Source organism: Streptomyces filipinensis, assembly GCF_014649495.1.
In the GTDB taxonomy this organism is placed as follows: Bacteria; Actinomycetota; Actinomycetes; order Streptomycetales; family Streptomycetaceae; genus Streptomyces; species Streptomyces filipinensis.
The window spans coordinates 327967-346225 of record NZ_BMTD01000008.1 but is presented as its reverse complement, the minus strand read 5'-3'; the positions used below and the strand labels follow the sequence as shown (position 1 = coordinate 346225).

The 18259-nt window shown below is 72.4% G+C and carries 18 protein-coding genes and 2 pseudogenes; 11 read left to right on the top strand and 9 right to left on the bottom strand.

What is annotated here, in order from left to right:
- Window positions 1–6: 6 nt before the first annotated feature.
- Window positions 7–1461, bottom strand: coding sequence for a xylulokinase (xylB, locus tag IE244_RS20385; protein ID WP_191874978.1), 1455 nt, complete (start codon window positions 1459–1461; stop codon window positions 7–9).
- Between the two features lie 207 nt (window positions 1462–1668).
- On the opposite strand from xylB, the gene xylA reads away from it, so the two are divergent.
- Complete coding sequence (xylA, locus tag IE244_RS20380; protein WP_191874977.1) at window positions 1669–2835, top strand: xylose isomerase; 1167 nt, start codon at window positions 1669–1671, stop codon at window positions 2833–2835.
- An 83-nt stretch (window positions 2836–2918) separates the two neighbouring features.
- Here the strand turns inward: xylA and IE244_RS20375 are convergent, their stop codons facing one another.
- The gene (locus IE244_RS20375; protein ID WP_191874976.1) at window positions 2919–4259 is read right to left on the bottom strand and encodes an esterase-like activity of phytase family protein; all 1341 of its coding nucleotides are present in this window, start codon (window positions 4257–4259) and stop codon (window positions 2919–2921) included.
- 168 nt (window positions 4260–4427) lie between these two features.
- Window positions 4428–4790, bottom strand: a pseudogene (locus tag IE244_RS20370) (SWF or SNF family helicase); the annotation flags it as partial.
- Window positions 4791–5420: 630 nt separating this feature from the next.
- On the opposite strand from IE244_RS20370, the gene IE244_RS20365 reads away from it, so the two are divergent.
- The gene (locus IE244_RS20365) at window positions 5421–5603 is read left to right on the top strand and encodes a tail-anchor membrane protein (RefSeq protein ID WP_191874975.1); all 183 of its coding nucleotides are present in this window, start codon (window positions 5421–5423) and stop codon (window positions 5601–5603) included.
- 121 nt (window positions 5604–5724) lie between these two features.
- Here IE244_RS20365 and IE244_RS20360 read toward each other — a convergent pair whose 3' ends face one another.
- Together IE244_RS20360 and IE244_RS20355 are read right to left on the bottom strand one after the other, a co-directional pair.
- A complete protein-coding gene (locus tag IE244_RS20360; protein ID WP_191874974.1) occupies window positions 5725–6603 on the bottom strand; it encodes a hypothetical protein in 879 nt (292 codons plus the stop codon).
- 138 nt (window positions 6604–6741) lie between these two features.
- A complete protein-coding gene (locus tag IE244_RS20355; protein ID WP_191874973.1) occupies window positions 6742–7038 on the bottom strand; it encodes a hypothetical protein in 297 nt (98 codons plus the stop codon).
- A 101-nt stretch (window positions 7039–7139) separates the two neighbouring features.
- Between IE244_RS20355 and IE244_RS20350 the strand changes: the two genes are divergently transcribed.
- The gene (locus tag IE244_RS20350) at window positions 7140–8045 is read left to right on the top strand and encodes an oxygenase MpaB family protein (RefSeq protein WP_191875021.1); all 906 of its coding nucleotides are present in this window, start codon (window positions 7140–7142) and stop codon (window positions 8043–8045) included.
- Here IE244_RS20350 and IE244_RS20345 read toward each other — a convergent pair.
- A complete protein-coding gene (locus IE244_RS20345) occupies window positions 8022–8555 on the bottom strand; it encodes a PadR family transcriptional regulator (RefSeq protein ID WP_191875020.1) in 534 nt (177 codons plus the stop codon). The two genes, IE244_RS20350 and IE244_RS20345, sit on opposite strands and share 24 nt — an antisense overlap.
- Before the next feature lie 107 nt (window positions 8556–8662).
- Here IE244_RS20345 and IE244_RS20340 point away from each other — a divergent pair, with 107 nt between their 5' ends.
- The gene (locus IE244_RS20340) at window positions 8663–9418 is read left to right on the top strand and encodes an alpha/beta fold hydrolase (RefSeq protein ID WP_191874972.1); all 756 of its coding nucleotides are present in this window, start codon (window positions 8663–8665) and stop codon (window positions 9416–9418) included.
- Between the two features lie 37 nt (window positions 9419–9455).
- Here IE244_RS20340 and IE244_RS20335 read toward each other — a convergent pair whose 3' ends face one another.
- The gene (locus tag IE244_RS20335) at window positions 9456–10055 is read right to left on the bottom strand and encodes a class I SAM-dependent methyltransferase (protein ID WP_191874971.1); all 600 of its coding nucleotides are present in this window, start codon (window positions 10053–10055) and stop codon (window positions 9456–9458) included.
- A 151-nt stretch (window positions 10056–10206) separates the two neighbouring features.
- On the opposite strand from IE244_RS20335, the gene IE244_RS20330 reads away from it, so the two are divergent.
- From IE244_RS20330 to IE244_RS20310, 5 genes are all read left to right on the top strand, one after another.
- Window positions 10207–10980: an MHYT domain-containing protein gene (locus IE244_RS20330; protein ID WP_191874970.1), complete on the top strand. Its 774-nt coding sequence runs from the start codon at window positions 10207–10209 to the stop codon at window positions 10978–10980.
- Window positions 10981–11028: 48 nt separating this feature from the next.
- On the top strand, window positions 11029–13569 hold the full coding sequence (locus IE244_RS20325) for a sensor histidine kinase (protein ID WP_191874969.1): 2541 nt from the start codon (window positions 11029–11031) through the stop codon (window positions 13567–13569).
- Complete coding sequence (locus tag IE244_RS20320; RefSeq protein WP_191874968.1) at window positions 13566–14003, top strand: roadblock/LC7 domain-containing protein; 438 nt, start codon at window positions 13566–13568, stop codon at window positions 14001–14003. Before IE244_RS20325 ends, IE244_RS20320 begins: the two co-directional genes overlap by 4 nt.
- Before the next feature lie 17 nt (window positions 14004–14020).
- Window positions 14021–14431, top strand: coding sequence for a DUF742 domain-containing protein (locus tag IE244_RS20315; protein ID WP_191874967.1), 411 nt, complete (start codon window positions 14021–14023; stop codon window positions 14429–14431).
- A gap of 83 nt (window positions 14432–14514) precedes the next feature.
- Window positions 14515–15117, top strand: a complete 603-nt coding sequence (locus tag IE244_RS20310; RefSeq protein ID WP_191874966.1) for a GTP-binding protein — start codon at window positions 14515–14517, stop codon at window positions 15115–15117.
- A gap of 9 nt (window positions 15118–15126) precedes the next feature.
- Here the strand turns inward: IE244_RS20310 and IE244_RS20305 are convergent, their stop codons facing one another.
- Window positions 15127–15555, bottom strand: coding sequence for a PPOX class F420-dependent oxidoreductase (locus IE244_RS20305; RefSeq protein ID WP_031160280.1), 429 nt, complete (start codon window positions 15553–15555; stop codon window positions 15127–15129).
- Window positions 15556–15646: 91 nt separating this feature from the next.
- Between IE244_RS20305 and IE244_RS20300 the strand changes: the two genes are divergently transcribed.
- Together IE244_RS20300 and IE244_RS42080 are read left to right on the top strand one after the other, a co-directional pair.
- Window positions 15647–16060, top strand: a complete 414-nt coding sequence (locus IE244_RS20300) for a roadblock/LC7 domain-containing protein (protein WP_191874965.1) — start codon at window positions 15647–15649, stop codon at window positions 16058–16060.
- A gap of 126 nt (window positions 16061–16186) precedes the next feature.
- A pseudogene (locus IE244_RS42080) lies at window positions 16187–17023 on the top strand (DUF6397 family protein); the annotation flags it as partial.
- 366 nt (window positions 17024–17389) lie between these two features.
- Here the strand turns inward: IE244_RS42080 and IE244_RS20290 are convergent.
- Window positions 17390–18256 (bottom strand): acyl-CoA thioesterase, encoded by an 867-nt coding sequence (locus IE244_RS20290; RefSeq protein WP_191874964.1) that lies wholly within the window; start codon window positions 18254–18256, stop codon window positions 17390–17392.
- Window positions 18257–18259 lie beyond the last annotated feature (3 nt).

Below are 18259 nucleotides of genomic sequence, written 5' to 3'. Positions count from 1 at the left end.
CCCGGCTCATGCGTGCGGTGTGGTGTCCGTCCCCCGCTCCAGGAGGGGGGCCGCGTCGGAGAGTACCCCGGTGATCCGCTCCAGCGTCTGCTGGTCCCGCTCCACGGCGTCCAGCACCGGTCCCGCGGCCGTGTTCCAGCGCCGGGCCACCGCGGCCGGATCCTCGCCGGTGAGCAGGCCGGCGGCCTGCGCCGCGGCCCCGAGGGCGACCAGTTCCCTGGCCTGCGGGATCTGCACCGGCCGCCCCGAGAGCCGCCGTACCGTCTGCTGCCACGCCGTCCCTCTGGCACCGCCGCCGATCAGCAGCAGCGGGCTGCCGCGGTCCGCGTCCTCGTCCAGGACCAGATCGAGCGCGCCGAGCAGCGCGTGCACGGCGCCGTCGTACGCGGCCTGCAGCAGCTGCCCCGCGGTCGTGTCGTGGCGCAGTCCGTGCAGCAGGCCGGAGGCGTTCGGCAGGTTCGGGGTGCGCTCGCCGTCCAGGTACGGCAGCAGGGTCACGGTGCCGCCGGGCTCCACGGCCTCGCGGTCCAGGCCGACCAGCGCCGCGACGCGGTCCACGGCGAGCGTGCAGTTCAGCGTGCAGGCCAGGGGCAGCCAGTCCCCGTGGGCGTCGGCGAAGCCCGCCACCGTGCCGGTCGGGTCGGCCGGACGGTGCTTGGAGACGGCGTACACCGTGCCGGACGTGCCGAGGCTGAGCACCGGGGTGCCGGGCCGCAGGCCGAGGCCCAGCGCCGCCGCCGCGTTGTCGCCGGTCCCGGGGGCGACCAGCGTGCCCCTGGAGAAGGGCAGGTCGTGACTGTCGCGTACGGTGCCGGCCACCTCGCCCGGCCGCACCACACGGGGCAGCAGCGCCGGGTCGAGCCCGACGTGCGCGAGGGTCTCCGGGTCGTACGCCTCCGTGCCGGACGCCCACCATCCGGTGCCGGACACGTCGCCGCGATCGGTGGTGCCCTGCCCGGTCAGCCGCTCGGTGAGGTAGTCGTGGGGGAGTCGTACCGCCCGGGTCGCGCGGACCGCCTCCGGTTCGTGCTCGGCCAGCCAGGCCCACTTCGTGACCGTGAACGACGCGCCGGGCACGCTGCCGGTGCGCTCCGCCCAGGCCTTCGGCCCGCCCAGTTCCTCCACCAGCCGGCGGGCCTGCGGCGCCGAGCGGACGTCGTTCCACAGCAGCGCCGGCCGGACCGGTTCGCCCCGCTCGTCCAGGGTGACCAGGCCGTGCTGCTGGCCGCCGATCGACACCGCGGCCGCCTCGTGCGCCGCGTCACCGCACTGGCGCAATGCCTCGCACAGGGCGTCCCACCACTGACGCGGATCGCTTTCGCGGCCGGCGCCGGAGGACACGGTGTGCGGCGCCTGGCCGCTCGCCACCACCTGGCCGGTGGTCGCGTCGACGACCAGCACCTTCGTGGACTGCGTTGATGTGTCCACGCCGACGACGAGCGGACCCTCGGCTGCTGACATCGGGCTCTCCCCTTTTGCGACGTTCCGCGACGTTCCGTGACGGCCGCGCCGTCCGCGGCTTCCATGGCATCCGTGGCTCCATGGCTTCCGTGGCCTTCGGCGACTCTGCGGGACAAAGACATCTTGTCTCTTCCCAGCGGTGTGCGCGCATACTAATTTGTAAACGGCCATGACGAAATAGTCGCAACGCAGCGAGGGAGCCGCGCCATGAAGTTCCAGCCCACCCCCGAGGACCGGTTCACCTTCGGTCTGTGGACCGTCGGCTGGCAGGGAAGGGACCCGTTCGGCGACGCCACGCGCAGCGCCCTCGACCCGGTCGAGACGGTGCGGCGCCTGGCCGAGCTCGGCGCCTACGGGGTGACCTTCCACGACGACGACCTGATCCCCTTCGGCTCCTCCGACACCGAGCGCGAGTCCCACGTCAAGCGGTTCCGTCAGGCCCTGGACGCCACCGGCATGACCGTCCCGATGGCCACCACCAACCTCTTCACGCACCCGGTCTTCAAGGACGGCGCCTTCACCGCCAACGACCGTGACGTGCGCCGCTACGCGCTGCGCAAGACGATCCGCAACATCGACCTCGCGGTCGAGCTGGGCGCGACGACCTACGTCGCCTGGGGCGGCCGGGAGGGCGCCGAGTCCGGTGCCGCCAAGGACGTACGCGCGGCGCTGGACCGCATGAAGGAGGCCTTCGACCTCCTCGGCGAGTACGTCACCTCGCAGGGGTACGACCTGCGGTTCGCGATCGAGCCCAAGCCCAACGAGCCGCGCGGCGACATCCTGCTGCCCACCGTCGGCCACGCGCTGGCCTTCATCGAGCGCCTGGAGCGCCCCGAGCTGTACGGCGTCAACCCCGAGGTCGGGCACGAGCAGATGGCCGGACTGAACTTCCCGCACGGCATCGCCCAGGCCCTGTGGGCGGGCAAGCTCTTCCACATCGACCTCAACGGCCAGTCCGGCATCAAGTACGACCAGGACCTCCGGTTCGGCGCCGGGGATCTGCGGGCTGCGTTCTGGCTGGTCGACCTGCTGGAGAGCGCCGGCTACGAAGGCCCGCGGCACTTCGACTTCAAGCCGCCGCGGACCGAGGACCTCGACGGCGTGTGGGCGTCGGCCGCGGGCTGCATGCGCAACTACCTCATCCTCAAGGAGCGTGCCGCCGCCTTCCGCGCCGATCCGGAGGTGCGGGAGGCGCTGCACGCCTCGCGGCTGGACCAGCTGGCCCAGCCGACCGCGGCCGAGGGCCTGCAGAACCTGCTCGCCGACCGTACGGCCTTCGAGGACTTCGACATCGAGGCGGCCGCCGGGCGCGGCATGGCCTTCGAACGTCTCGACCAGCTCGCCATGGACCACCTGCTGGGGGCGCGGGGCTGAACCCGAGGAGGGCCGGGGAGCGGCAGCCGCCGCAATCCCGGCCCTCCGTCAGTCCGCTCCCCGGACTCACCGGTCCGAGGGCGTCACAGTCCCTGCGGCAGCCGTACGTACGCCACGGTCGTCCTGATCCCGCTGTCGACAAGTCGGCCCTGGGCGTCGAAGGCGCCCGCGCCGTCGGTCATCCCGAAGTCGTTGTCGTTGACGAGGGCGAGTGTGTCGTGGTCCACGCGCGCGACGCCCTCGATCTTCTGCTGCACCCCCGCGACCTTGTTCAGGTCGACCACGAGCCGCTTGGCCAGGACCGGCACGCCGAGGGCCGCCGGGTCGTCCAGCTGTTCCAGGGACGGAGACGTCGTGTCGTCGTCCCAGGGGCCGCCCAGAATGCTGGACCGCCTCTTCAGCTCGACCAGCTGCAGCCGGGCCGCCTTGTCCGTGCGCTCCTCGACGAGCAGCCGGTCGCGGCCCACGGCCACGACCGAGGAGATCTTCAGCTCGGAGGTGTCGTCCTCACTCGGGTCGACCACGTCCACCGGGTCGAACCGGTAGGCGTACTCCTCGGTGACGGCCCTCTCGCGCGGGGAGAAGCGCAGCAGCCGCGTGGTGCGCGAGGCGTTCCCGGCGTCCGCGTCCGGCAGCGACAGCGGGCTCTGCAGGGCCAGTACCAGATCCCCGCCGGGCAGCTGCGCGAGCCCCTCGAACCCCCGGTTGACCTTGCGGTGCAGCAGGATCGACGGCAGCGCCTCCACCACCGGGTAGTCCGTGCCCGTCAGGCCGAGCCCCTTGGGCACGTACCGGGTGAGCACCTGCCCGCGCGGGGAGACGTGGACGAGCGACGGGCCGTACTCGTCGGCGACCCAGAAACTCCCGTCGCCGGCCCGCACGATGCCTTCCGTGTCGAGGCCGTTCGGCTTGTACGAGAGCGGCGTCCGCGCGTCGTAGGTGTACGGCGCCTCATCGCGGCCCGGCTGGTCGGGCAGCCCGGTGACGGCCTTGCCGGAGGAGGTGGTGAGCGGGATGGCGTCGATGACCCGGATCGTGTCGCCGCAGACCCGGATCTTCACGATCGCGGGGTCGAAACCCGGCACCGGGAACGTGCGCCGCTTCGCGCCGTTCACCTTGATCTGGCCGTTGGGGCCGCGGTCGGTCACCGTCCAGTACTCGCCCTCGCGGTCCGCCGGGTAGATGTCACTGCCGACACCGCCGAGCTTCACCCCGTGGTCGTCGGCGACGCTGCCGGGCAGCAGTGTGTTGCTGAACGCGCCGAGCGGTATCTCGCCGAGTGTCGCGGTGCGGATGACGCGGGCGTCCTGGGGCGGCGCCGCCGTGGCCGTTCCCGCGGCCACGAGCACGGCGGCCAGGGCCAGGGGCAGGCTCGTGACGACGGAACGGTGGACGCGGCGCCGGCCGGCGGTGTGCGGGGACATCGGGCCTCCTGGGGACAAGTTCGTTGACGGGGGCCAGATTTGGGCTCCAGGAGGTACGTCGTGAGACCGGAGGGTGAACGGCCGGCGTCCGACGGTCATCGGTTCGCGGTGCTTGCAGGGTGCCGACGTGCCGGCTGGACAGCGCCGGGCCGTCGGCTTCGTGGCTTGTCAGCGGTTCTCCTCGGCCTCCAGTTCCGCACCCGGCCGTGCCGCGGCGAGTGCCGTCGCCGGATCAGGTGCCGGTCCGCCTGCGGGGATCCAGCGCTCGTCCTCCCCGCGACACGGCCACCAGCGGCCGTCCCGGCCGAGGCGCAGCTGGAGCCCGACCGGGACGGTCCACCGATTGCCGCCGTGGAACGGCGGCCGCTCGTCCGCCTCCCAGGCCGCTTCGAGCGCCGCACGCGCGCGTGCCAGTGCCACGTCCTCCACCTGCCACTCCTCGTCGAGCACGGCCAGGGCCGCCACACCCCCGGCACACCAGGCACGGACAGCCGCCGCCAGCCCCTCGCGGCCACGGCCCGACTCCTCGGCAGGAAGGACAGGGCCAGTTGGCAGGCGGCACCCCAGAAGCCGGCCGAGCGATGCGCCTGCCGCAGTGCACGCGCGCGTGTGAGCAACGGCAGGGCATCGTGCACAGGAGGCACGAGTGCGGGCGTACGGACCGGCACGGCGACGCCGTCCGCCATGGGCATCACGATGTCCAGCTTCGCCAGGGAGTCGACAGCAACGTCGGGAGGGGCGTCGCCGTCCTCACATCGGGCTACCGGGTCGGAGCCGCCGAGGGCGCAGCGCGCCGAGGACGGCCCCGGGCATAGTGGCGCCGTGATCCGGGCCACTTCACAATCTGTTCGATGGTTGGCGTCCGTTCGTGCGGCGAGCGGACAGTGGCCGCTGCCGGTGCCGGGCCGGCTCCCGTTCGGCGGGCCCTCACCGCACCAGGAGGTCTGGGGGTGTGCCGGGACCGGGCGTGCCGGAGAATCGGGAGCGCGAGGGCCCTGTCCGGCGCGAGTGGGCGCACCTGTCGGCCCCGGGTTAGCCGGGGGCCTCAGCCACTAGGGGGCGGGACTCAGGGTTGTCTCAGGGCCAGGTTCCGGAACTGCGGCGAGCGGGGGGCCGTTTCCAGAGCAGAGAGCGGCAGTGGCCGCGAAGGAGGCGACGCTCATGTCCAACAACGCGAAGATCGCCGTCGGGGGTGTGGCGGTCGGGTTGATCCTGCTGATCTGGCTGCCCTGGTGGGTGGCGTTCCTGGTCGTGGTCGGGGTGCCGGTGGCCGGGTATCTGGCGCTGGATCCCGCACAGCGGCGCAGGCTGCGCAGGATCACCCGCAAGGAACTCGGCCGCTGACGCCACGGCGGACGCGGCGAGCAGGCTGAGCGCCGGTGGTGCCGGTGCGACCCGTGGAGACCGCACCGGCCGGCGGGGGCCCCATCTGGGATCCTCAGCACCACGGACCCCAGGGGCTCCCTCAGAGGGGGCGTACGGCCATCTTGTCCAAGGCTTCCAGCAGACCCGGCAGTTCGGGGCCCCGGCCCACCGGCAGGACCTCGCCGGGCTCCTCGTCGAGCAGGACGAAGGCGATGTCGTCGGTGCGGGCCACGATCGACCAGCCGGGGCCGTCGGCGCGCAGCGTACGCGCGTCCCCCGGGGCGAACGACGAGCGCACCCGGCCGAGCGGCGGCTGCGAGTCGACGTAGGCGCGAGCCTCCGCCAGCACCCGCCTGACCCCCTGGTGGCCGCTGCGCGGCACGCCTTTCCCGTCCGCCGGCCGTGACTCCTCCGGGTTCTCCCGCCCCTCGGGCCTGTCCTGCCCGCCAGGCGTGTCCTGCTCGCCCCGCACCGAGAACTCGGCGTCGTTGATCTGTTCCCGCCACGTCGCCCACTGCAGCGCTATCTCGTCGGCGCCCAGACGGCGCTGGGCCGGCCCCCAGGAGCTGGTGTCCGGCGGGCGCAGCGCAGGGCGGTCCGCCGCCTCCGGAGCGGGATCGTGCGGGGCGGCGACGCCAGGAGCCGCGACGGCGACAGCCAGAGGCCAGCCCGGCAGCGCGGCCACGACCGCTCGCTCGTCCGGAGACAGCTCGTACTCCATGCCGCAGTCCCAGGACGCGATCGCCACGGCGACCAGCGAGACGTCGTCGATGACGACCGTCCAGCGGGCGCCCTCGCCGTCCTGGCCCAGCACCAGGCCGTAGCCGTCGGCGAGGGGCGCGAGTCCCAGCGCCGCGCACGCCTCCGGATAGTCGTCGCCCAGCACGCTCGGAAACTGCGCCGGTGTCAGCAGCACCGCCGTCAGCACGTACAGCGCATCGTCCGCGGCGGCGACGGCCTCATCGTCGTTCCCGGCCATCCCTGCCTCCCAGTGGTTCGTCCATCGGCGCGCACCCTAGTGCGAGCGGAAGCCGCTTGTCACGACTCCGCACACCACGCGGAGCTGCAGGTTTCCGCCTGGACGGGGGCGAAACGACCATGCTGGAGGGGGTCCTCGTCAGCCCGTGGGCAGCCCGAGGAGATCCCGGGCCACCGCCGCCGGAGACTCGCCGCGCTCCCGGGCCAGCGCGACGACCGCCCGGCAGGCCAGTTCGCTCACCCCGAACGACAGCGCCTCCGGGGACACCCAGGTCGTCGCCTCCGCGATCCGGTCCTGATCGTCCTCCGCGCGGGCGACGACATAGGTGGCGGCCGCTTCGAACAAGTTGTGTGTACGCCGTTCCCGAGCGCCCGCCGGCTGCGCCTGTGTGGAGTCGCGGAGCCTGGAGGCGTACTTGCGTATCTGGCCGAACACACGGACCACCCTTCCCTCGAACGGCGCCGTCGCCGATCGCTCATCTGCTGTCAATCAACGTAGAGTAGTTGGACCTTCGGCGGCAGAAGGGGGACGAGGCGGTGAAGCGCTTCGAGCGGCTGCGGCAGATCCGCCGGCTGGACCCGGTGGCGGACGCGCTGGAGATCTACCGGCTCAGTGCGACGTTCGAGTTTCCGTGGGACTACACCCGCGCCCTCGAACTCGCCCTGTACCGCACCTACGCGGTGCCGAGCATCGGGAGGCTGCTCGCGCGGACCGCGGAGCTGACCGAGCACACGCAGAAGCGGTACGACGACACCGTGTTGCTCCTCGATGCCATCGTGGAGCACGGCTTCGCCGCGGAGGAGGGCCGTAGCGCGATCCGCCGCATCAACCAGATGCACCGCAGCTACGACATCGGCGACGACGACATGAGGTATGTGCTGAGCACCTTCGTCGTGATGCCCAGGCGCTGGATCGACGCCTACGGCTGGCGGCGGCTGTCCCGGCACGAGGTCGTCGCCGCCACCGAGTACTACCGCACCCTCGGCCGGCGCATGGGCATTCCCGGCATCCCCGAGACCTACGAGGAGTTCGAGACCCTCCTCGACACCTACGAGCAGGAACACTTCGGCTGGGACGAGCAGGCCCGGCGGGTCTCCGACGCCACGCTCGACCTGATGGCGTCCTGGTACCCGCGTCCCCTGGCGCCGCTGCTGCGCACGGCGACCCTCGCCCTGCTCGACGAGCCACTGCTGCGTGCGTTCCGTTACGCCCCGCCCGGCGCGGCCACCTCCGCCTGGGTGCGCCGTGCCGTGCGCGCGCGTGGCCGGTTCGTCCGGTTGCTCCCACCGCGCCGCTCGCCGCATTTCGCACGCCAGAACCGGGAGATCAAGAGCTACCCGGACGGCTACCGGGTCTCCGGTCTGGGCACCCACGCGGTTCCCGGGCTGCGCGGCTGCCCGGTGGGGAACCGGGCCATCTCAGCGGCCGACTCCGTCGAGTGACGCCAGGGTGTCGCGCAGCCAGGCCAGTTCCGCCCGGCTCGTGGCACGCGCGATGGTGAGCACACCGCGCCGGAACGGGTCGTCCACCTCCTCCGCGGCCAGCGGCCGGTCGCCGTCGTAGAAGAAACTCGTCGGCTCCTCCAGAAAGGCCAGCCGGCGGCGCAGCACGGCTGCCTGGGCGGCGGGATCCGCCAGGTGCCGCAGAAACGCGAGCAGCGTGAACCAGTTGTTCTCGTCGGTGATCTCGCGCTGTGCGGGTTCGGCCAGTCTCCGCTTCAGCTCGCGCCTCCCCTCCTCGGTGAGCCGCAGCACGTGGCGCGGTGCCGCCACCGCGCCGGGCTCGGTGGCCCGGACCAGCAGGCCCGCCTTCTCCAGCCGCTTGATCGCCGGGTACAGCGTGCTTTCGGCGACGGGCCGCACATGGCCGGTGAGGGCCGCGATGTGCCGGCGCAGGACGTATCCGTGCAGCGGGGCGTCGTAGAGGAAACCGAGGATGGCGAGTTCGAGCACCGCCGCATTCTTGCGCAGGGAGATGTACCTCGTCACTTCGATACCACGTTGCAGGTATACATCGGTTCCGATGTACAGTCCGGATCGGACGATCAGGGAGGGGTCACGTGAAGCAGGTCGTGTTCGACCACGAGGGAAGCCGGATCAGCTGGACCGAGGTGCCGGGAGCGGAGCCCGCGCGTGTGTATCTGCACGGACTCGGCTCGATGTCCGCCGTCTACCACGCGCACATCGCGGCGCGTCCCGAACTCGCGGGCCGCCGCAGCCTGTTTCTGGACCTGCCCGGACACGGCCTCAGCGACCGGCCGCGCTCGTTCGGGTACACGCTGGAGGAGCACGCCGACGCGGTGGCGGTCGCGCTGGACGAGGCCGAAGTCCGTGGCGCCGAGTTGATCGCGCACAGCATGGGTGGCGCCGTGGCGATCGTGCTGGCCCATCGGCGGCCCGACCTCGCGTCCCGGCTCGTCCTCACCGAGGCCAATCTGGACGCCTTCCCGCCGGCCGCGGCCGGAAGCAGCGGAATCGCCGCCTACGAAGAGGACGATTTCGTCGAACGGCAGCACGTGCGCGTGCTGGAGGCGGTCGGGCCCGTGTGGGCGGCCACCATGCGGCTGGCCGACCCACGCGCCCTGCACCGCAGCGCCGTCGGCCTGCGCCGTGGATCCCGTCCTGTGATGCGCGCGATGCTGGAGAGCTTGCCCGTCGAGCGGGTCTACCTGCAGGGCGAGTACAGCGGCGAACTTCCGGGCCGGGAGGGCCTGGAAGCCGCGGGCGTACGCGTCGTGACCGTGCCGGGAGCCGGGCACAACGTCATGTTCGACAACCCCGACGCCTTCGCCGCGGCCGTCGCCGGAAAGGGCTGACCCGTCCCGGCCTCCCGCCGCTTCCGCCGTGGGACGTTCAGCGCTCGCGCACCGCGAGCGCGAGGAAACGGGCGTCCTCATCGACGTACGACGTCATGTTCCATCCCGAACGGGACAGCAGCGGGCCGAGGCTGGCCTCGGCGCGCAGGTCGTCCGGTGTGATCCGCCGTCCCTGCCGTGCCGCCAGGGCGGCGCGCCCGATGGGGTGGAACAGTGCGAGCTTTCCGCCGGTCCGCACCACGCGGGCCAGCTCCCGCAGGTTCTGCTCCGGTTGCGGCAGATGCGCGATCAGACCGGCCGCGAACACGGTGTCCAGGGACGCGGACCGCAGCGGCAGCGCGGCGACGTCCGCGAGCAGCAGCCGCCCGTCCCGGTTCCGGCCCGCCCGTGCGGCGGCCTGAAGCATCGCCGGGGTCAGGTCGGCGCCCAGCACCACTCCGGAGGGGCCCACGGCGGCCCGCAACGGCGGCAGGGCCCGCCCCGTGCCGCACCCCGCGTCCAGCACGCGGTCGCCGGGCCGCAGCCCGAGCTCGCCGACGGCGGCCGCGTAGGCGGGGCCGTCGTCGGGGAACTTGCTGTCCCAGTCGGCGGCGCGGGCGCTGAAGAACTCCTGGACATGCGTGTGGTCATCGCTCATGTTCCGCATGATCCCTCACCGTCCCGGGGGATATGTAGGCGCACATGTTCGGGCCGGACCCGATCGTTCCGTCGCATCTGTGTGTCATATTCCAACACCTTTCGAAACGCGCCCCCTTTGTGCGCCCGTGCACCCTTAGCGTCCCGTGGCCATGGGACACCTGGACCACGCCGCCTTCGGCTGGCTGACCCCCGTACTGTCGTACGTCATGGCCTGCACAGGCGCCGCGCTCGGATTGCGCTGCACCGTCCGAGCGCTCGCCACCACCGGCCGCTCGCGCCGCAACTGGCTCGTCACCGCGGCCTCCGCCATCGGGACCGGCATCTGGACCATGCACTTCGTGGCGATGCTCGGCTTCCGCGTCAGCGGCACCGACATCCGCTACGACGTGCCGCTGACCATCCTCAGCCTCCTCGTCGCCGTGGTCGTCGTCTGCGCCGGCGTCTTCGCCGTCGGCTACAGCCGTGACCGCAACCGGGCGCTCCTCCTCGGCGGCCTCACCACCGGGCTGGGCGTCGCCAGCATGCACTACCTGGGCATGGCAGCCGTCCGGCTGCACGGCGGCATCACGTACGACCCCCTCCTGGTCGGAGTGTCGGTGCTGATCGCCGTCGTGGCGGCGACCGCCGCCCTGTGGGCCGGCCTCAACATCAAGTCCCCCCTCGCGGTCACCGTCGCCTCCCTCGTCATGGGAGTGGCCGTCAGCAGCATGCACTACACCGGGATGTTCGCGGTGAGCGTGCGTGTACAGCCGTCCGGTGCACCTCTGCCCGGGGCCACGGCGATGCAGTTCATCTTCCCCCTCGCCGTCGGCCTCGGGTCCTACCTGTTCATCACCTCGGCCTTCGTCGCCCTCTCACCCACGGCCGACGAGCGGGAGGCGTCCGCCTCCGCCCAACGGCCCGTCGAGAGCATCGCCCGCTAGCGGGAGCCCGGTCCGAGCGCCCCGACCCACGTCCCGAGCGAGGAGGCCATGCGCCCACCCCGTACCGCCCCGAAAGCCGGAGCCCCGGCGCACCCGCCACGAGGCCGCCGCGCCCACGCCGGACCGCCCGCCGACGAGGGCCACGACCGTCCGCTCGGCACACCACCGGTCACGGCACGCGCGCGTGGCAACCGCCGGCACCTTCGCCCCCGCACCGTGCGCGCCAAGGTGGTCAGCCTGCTGATGGTGCCCGTGGTGTCCCTGCTCGCCCTGTGGGCGTACGCCACGGTCACCACCGCCCAGGACGTCGCCCGGCTGCGGCAGTCCCAGTGGGTCGACGTCGAACTGCGCACCCCGGTGGCCACGGCCGTCGCCGCTCTCCAGGCGGAGCGCACCGCCGCCGTACGCTACGCCGGCGCACCGGGCGCGGCCGACGGCAGCGACCTGCGAAGCCTGGCCGCCCGCACCGACCGGGCCGTCGCCGAGCTACGGCTCGGACGCCACAACACCGTCGCCGACAGCGAGGAGTTGCCCGCCGGTGTCTCCGGGCGCCTCGGCGCCTTCGTCACCGGCGCCGAGCACCTGCGCGCACTGCGCACGGCCGTACTCGACCACAGGGCCGCCTGGGGGACGGTGTACGCGCAGTACACGAAGACCATCGGCGCCGCTCTCACCGTGGACGGCGCCCTCACCGGCATCCAGCAGGCCGACGTCGGCTCCGACGCGCGCGTGCTGCTCGAATTCAGCCGCGCCGCCGAGGCACTGGCCCAGGAGGACGCCGTCCTCGACAGCGCGCTGACCGCCGCGCAGCTGCAGGGCGAACGGCTGCGGCTGTTCGGCGCGGCCGTCGACGCGCGCCGAACCCTCACCGAGACGGCCGTCGCCGATCTGCCGGCCGCCCAGCGCGCCGCCTGGCAGGAACTGGCCCATAGCGACTCCTACACCGCTCTCCGTGTCGCCGAGGACAAGATCCTCACCGCCCGCCCGGGCGTCAAACCAGCCGACGCGGCAGCGCAGGCGGCCTGGAGCCCCGCCCACGCACGCGTGCGGGACGGCATGCGGGACATCGCGACGGACACGGGCCGGGCCGTCGCGGGCCGTGCCGACCCGGTCACGCGCGGCCTGCTCAGCCCCGCGGGCGCCGCCGTGCTGCTGGGTCTGGCCGCCGTGGCCGCCTCGCTCGTCATCTCCGTCCGCATCGGACGCGCCCTCGTGGTCGAGCTCGTCAGCCTGCGCAACGACGCCCTCGAGATCGCCCGCCGCAAACTCCCCGAAGCGATGGGCAGACTGCGGGCGGGCGAGGAGATCGACATCCAGGCCGAGGCGCCCGCCGGACCACCCGCCGAGGATGAGGCCGGCCAGGTCTCGGAAGCCCTGACCACCGTCCACCGCGCCGCCCTGCACGCCGCGGTGGAACGCGCCGAACTCGCCAGCGGCATCTCCGGCGTCTTCGTCAACCTGGCCCGCCGCAGCCAGGTACTGGTCCACCGCCAGCTCAGCCTCCTGGACAGCATGGAACGCCGCTCGGACGACCCCGACGAACTGAGCGACCTGTTCCGCCTGGACCACCTCACCACGCGCATGCGGCGGCACGCCGAGAGCCTGATCATCCTCTCCGGTGCCGCACCAGGGCGCGCCTGGCGCATGCCGGTGTCCCTGACCAACGTCGTACGGGCCGCCGTTTCCGAAGTCGAGGACTACGCGCGCGTGGAGGTACGTCAGCTCCCCGAGGCCCACGTCGTCGGCGGCGCCGTCGCCGACCTCACCCACCTGCTCGCCGAACTCGTGGAGAACGCCGCCCAGTTCTCACCGCCCCACACACGCGTGCGCGTCACCGGTGAACCCGTCGGCAATGGCTACGCGCTGGAGATCGAGGACCGGGGACTCGGTATGGGCGCCGACACCCTCGCGGAGGCCAATCGGCGCATCGAGCAGTCCGAGGCCCTCGACCTGTTCGACAGCGACCGGCTCGGACTCTTCGTGGTCAGCCGGCTCGCCTCCCGGCACGACGTCAAGGTGCATCTGCGGGCCTCTCCCTACGGAGGCACCACAGCCGTCGTCCTGCTGCCCACCGCCCTGCTCCACAGCAGCACGTCGGAACGCGCCGCCCACCACGCTGAGCAGGGCCGTCACCAGCAGGAACGCGAGTACGCGCGCGTCCCCGGCGCCATCGGGCACCAGGACGCCGTCGTCGCGCGGCCGGACCTGCCCGCCCTCGCGGCCACCAGGCCCGAGCACCTCCGCGGCGTTCCCGACGCGCCGGATCCGCCCGGAATCATCGACGAACCCCCGCCCCCCGGAGTCACCGCCTTGAGGCTGCACCGACCGCCCGAAGCCTCCGAGACCAACGACGACCTCCCACGCCGTGTGCGCCAGGCGAGCCTCGCCCCCCAGCTCCGGCAACGCCCCGAAGCACAGGCACCGGGAACCGCACGGCACGCCGACGAACGGCGCACCCCCGAGCTGGTACGCGACCGCATGGCGGCCTACCGCGACGGCTGGGCCCGTGGCGGCGGCAGACGGCCCGGCCGCGACGCCGCCCCGGAAGGCCCAACGGGCAGAGACAGCAGCGAAGGAGACCCGGCATGATCCAGGACCCCAACACGAGGGCCGGCCAGCGCTCCGGCGAACTGGACTGGTTGCTCGACGACCTGGTGATGCGCGTGAGCGAGGTGCGGCACGCCATCGTGCTCTCCAACGACGGTCTGGCCGTCGGCGCCTCCAGCGACCTCGCCCGGGAGGACGCCGAGCACCTCGCCGCCGTCGCCTCCGGCTTCAACAGCCTCGCCAAGGGCGTGGGACGGCACTTCGGCGCGGGCGGCGTGCGACAGACCATGGTGGAGATGGACGACGCGTTCCTCTTCGTGGCCGCCGCCGGCGACGGTTCCTGCCTCGCCGTCCTCACGGCCGTCACCGCCGACATCGGACTGGTCGCCTACGAGATGGCGCGGCTGGTGAAGAGGGTCGGCGAGCACCTGTACACACCGCCGCGCGTCGCCGCGCAGCCCCCCGCAGCCGGATGAGCCGCAAGGCGGCACCGATGACGGAGAACCGCACCGACGGCCCGTGGGAGCCCGGCAGCCAGTGGTACGACGGCGAGGCCGGACCGCTGGTCCGCCCGTACGCGATGACGGGCGGGCGCACCCAGCCGGGGCCCACCGGCGTGCGCTTCGACCTCATCGCCCTCGTCACCCTCGACCCCGCGGCACCGGCACTCGACGACGTCGCGCTGGGCCCCGAACACCGGACCCTGGTCGCGCTGTGCCGTACGGAGACGCAGTCCGTCGCCGAACTCGCGGCGGACGCGGACCTCCCCGTCGGCGTGATCCGGGTGCTCCTCGGCGACCTGCTGGAGATCGGCTGTGTGGTCATCAGCCGTCCCGTGCCCCCTGCCCACCTGCCCGACGAGCGGATTCTGCGCGAGGTCATCGAGGGACTGCGAGCGCTGTAGGCGAACATGCCGAACTTGATGCCGACTTCACCGCCACAGCAGGCGGACGCCGACCACAGCCGGTCCTCCCGAAAGAAGTGATCATGGTCACCGAGCACTCCGACGCCGTCGGCGACACCTCCGCCCTGGCATTGAAAATTCTCGTCGCCGGAGGGTTCGGCGTCGGCAAGACGACCCTGGTCGGGGCCGTCAGCGAGATCCGTCCGCTGCGCACCGAGGAACTGCTCAGTGAGGCGGGGCAGTCGGTGGACGACACCGACGGCGTGGACCAGAAGGTGACCACCACCGTCGCCATGGACTTCGGGCGCATCACCATCCGCTCCGGTCTGTCGCTCTACCTCTTCGGCACACCCGGACAGGACCGCTTCTGGTTCCTCTGGGACGAGCTGTCCCAGGGTGCCCTCGGTGCCGTCGTCCTCGCGGACACCCGGCGCCTGGAGGACTGTTTTCCCGCGGTCGACTACTTCGAGCACCGGCGGATACCGTTCGTGGTGGCCGTCAACTGCTTCGCCGGAGCCCGTACCTACGGCGCGCACGACGTCTCCCGGGCTCTGGACCTCGACCAGGGCACCCCCGTGGTGCTGTGCGACGCGCGGGAGCGGGACTCGGGCAAGGAGGTCCTGATCAGGCTCGTCGAGTACGCCGGGCGGATGCACACCGCCCGGCTCCTGGACTCGGTCGGCTGACCCAGCCGCTCAGGCCGCCAGATCCTTCACCGCCACCACCTGGTCGATGCCGACCCGGACCAGCAGCTCCCCCGGAACGCCGTTGCGGGCGCCGTACTCCTCGGCGCGGTCCTCGCCCATGTACCGGGCGGCGATCCGGGTGGCCCAGTGACGCACCTCGTCCAGCTCCTCCGACACACGGGCGCGGCCGTTCAGCACCACGAAGTGGAACGGGGGCCGGTCGTCGTCCACGCACAGGGCGACCCGGCCGTCGCGGGCCAGATTGCGCCCTTTCACCGTTTCCTTACCGGTGTTGAAGACGAGCTCGTCGCCGTCCAGCAGGAACCAGATCGGGGCCACATGAGGGCTCCCATCGGCGCGAACGGTGGACAGCTTGCCGGTCCGGGTGCCGTTCGAGACGAACGCCCGCCATTCCTCGTCGGTCATCTTCTGTGCCATACGCCCATCTTGCTTGCCCGGGCGCCGGTGGTGGGGAAGGCTGGCGGGGAGTTCCTCCAGCCAGGGGGAGACATCACACGGGGAGACGGAGATGGCGCAGAACCAGGGACTCGGCTGGCTCCTGGACGATCTGACCGAGCGGGTGGACCACGTGCGGCACGCACTGGTCCTGTCCAACGACGGCCTGGTCACCGGCGCGAGTACGGGCCTACGCCGTGAGGACGCCGAGCATCTGGCCGCCGTGGCGTCCGGACTGCACAGCCTGGCCAAAGGATCGGGACGCCACTTCGGCGCGGGCCGGGTGCGCCAGACCATGATCGAGTACGACGACGCCGTCCTGTTCGTGACCGCGGCCGGCACCGGCAGCTGCCTGTGCGTGCTCAGCGGTGCGGAGGCCGACATCGGCCAGATCGCCTATGAGATGACCCTGCTGGTCAATCGCGTCGGCGAACACCTCGGCGTCGATGCCCGGCAACCGGAGCGCACTCCCCTCGCAGACCTCTGACCTGCGATTCCTCCTTCGTCGGTGGAGTTATCCACAGGCTCGCCACGACCTGCGCCGGATTGGCTACGGTGTGTGCACGGCGAGCGCACCGGGCGTGAGCCCACGACTCCACGGGGGAGTACGACCATGTCGGCAAGCACTGTCAGCCCGCCCCGGCCCGTCACCTGCGCACCCAGCCATGCCGCGCGACAACTGGGCCTCAAGCGAGGCGAGTTCGAGCTCGCCGTGCACCTCGGCCACATCCGGACCGTGCCCGACGAAGGCGGCGGAGGGGCCCGGAGGGTGGAGCGTGCGGAGATCGACCGCCTCCGTGCGCAGGAAGGGTGTGCGGAAGCCCTGCGTGACCGCGTGCGGGTGGTGGGTACCACCGAGGGTGCCGCGCTCATGGAGATCCCGGTCGGTCGCTTCACCCGCCTCGCCCGGCTGGGCCTGCTGGTGCCGGTGACGTGGTATCTGAACCGCTACCGTGCCGTGGTCTGGCTGTATCTCGCGGACGAACTGCGGCACTTCGCGTCGCAGCCTGAGAGTGCGCGTCTGCTGAAGGGGCGTACGTCCGAGAGCCTGCGCGCCCGGCTGGCCGCCGGGGTGGACCTGCGTGCCCGTAACTGGCGTGGGCGACATCTCGGCTTCCTGCTGCGCCAGGCCGAGCAGCCGTGGGCCCGGGCCGGAGCCGTCGCGGCCTTCCTCTCGCCCGTCGAGGTCGCCGACGTCGTCAGGGATCCGTACGAGCGCTCCTACCTGAACCGGTTCCGCCCGACGCCACCAGGTCACGGCATGCCGGGATCGCCTGCCGCGCACCTGGCCGAGCGGATCGCGACGGCACAGGACGCGGACGAGACCGAGTGGCTGCGCAGCGAGCTGGCCCACGCCCTGGAGGAGGCCCGCGCCTTCTGCAGGGCCCCGCGCCCGACCGCCCGCCGCGCGGCACCGAGCGCGCGGGCGGTGGCACAGCCCATCCCGCCGATGGCCCGCACGGTCACGCGGCTTGCGGAACCGACGGCCCAGGCGTCGGCGCCCGGCGAACAGCCGATCGCGGCACAGGTGTCCGAGGCGCAGAGCGGTGGGACGGTGGCCGGAGCCTTCAGGCCGAACGGCGGGCCGCGGCCGGGACCGGCCGATCCGACGGACGCACCGGTGAGCCGAGCGTCCGAGGGGCACGGCGTGCCGGTGGTGCGGCCGGCAGCGGTGTCCTCGTCCCGCCCGGGTCACCGTCGGCCCGAGCGGGCCCCGGCGCAGCCCCGTCGTACTCTGCGCTCCTGGCTGCGGCGGAGAAACCCCCGGCCGGCCCAGGTCTGAAGCACCCGGCCGCCGGGTCCGGCCGCCGGCTCGCTACAGCGACCTGAACAGGCCCTCCTGGACGACGGAGACAAGCAGGCGCCCCTGCAGGTCGTAGATACGGCCGCGGGCCAGGCCCCGCCCGCCGGTGATGATCGGCGACTCCTGGTCGTACAGGAACCACTCGTCCGCGCGGAACGGCCGGTGGAACCACATGGCGTGGTCCAGCGAGGCCATGTCGAAGTTCCGCGGACCCCACAGGGGTTCGACGGGGATACGGACCGCGTCCAGGAGGGTCATGTCACTGGCGTAGGTCAGCGCGCACGTGTGGACCAACGGGTCGTCACCGAGCGGCCCGACCGCGCGCATCCACACGGCACTGCGCGGCTCGGCCCCGTCGATCTCCTCGGCGTTCCAGCGCAGCCGGTCGACGTAGCGGATGTCGAAGGGCTGGCGGCGCGCCATCCGCTCCAACTGCTCCGGCAGCGCGCCCAGATGCTTGCGGATCTCCTCGGTGACCGTGGGCAGCGACTCCGGCTCCGGCACCTCGCGGGCCGGCGGCAGCTGGTGCTCGAACGGTCCTTCCTCAGGCTTGTGAAAGGAGGCGGTGAGATTGAAGATCGTGCGGCCCTGCTGCACGGCCGTGACCCGGCGCGTGGTGAACGACCGGCCGTCGCGGACCCGCTCCACCTGGTACACGATCGGTACGCCGGGGTGGCCCGGACGCAGGAAGTACGCGTGCAGCGAGTGCACCGGGCGGTCGCCCTCCGTGGTGCGGCCGGCGGCGACCAGGGCCTGGCCCGCCACCTGGCCGCCGAAGACCCGCTGCAGCGACTCCTGCGGGCTTCGGCCACGGAAGATGTTGACCTCGATCTGCTCCAGGTCGAGCAGGTCGACCAGTCTCTCGGCCGGGTTCGTCATCGG